A 307-nucleotide genomic window follows, 5' to 3' on the forward strand; every position below is an offset into this window, starting at 1 on the left:
GAAAGCAGTTTAGCGCGGCGTGCCGATACGTCGGGCTTATGGTTGTAATCGTGCACCATACTAGCGTGCATGGCCGCCGCTTTCCACGTCCGGTGGAACCCGACACGCATCCGCGTCTGCATGCCCCACAAATAGAAGACGGCCCAACCCGTGATAGTCTCGAACTCATCCTCGTTGAGGCCTTGAACGATATGCGTCTCGCGTACCAGATGTGGTTTATCCCAAATCTGGTTCCATGCGCGGCCCGAGCGGTTAAGCGTACGCTTCGCCTTTTGCTTCGTTTCTTTCAAAACGCTTCCTCCTGTAG

The 307-nt window shown here is 55.7% G+C and carries 1 protein-coding gene; it reads right to left on the bottom strand.

All coding sequences use genetic code 11. The features are described 5' to 3' along the window. Positions 1–290 (bottom strand): hypothetical protein (locus AC1RPN_RS08815; RefSeq protein WP_481763812.1); only part of this gene is annotated, 290 nt, incomplete at its 3' end. Positions 291–307: the final 17 nt, after the last annotated feature.

The organism is Dellaglioa sp. CoH-57-MRSF-20, assembly GCF_056781955.1.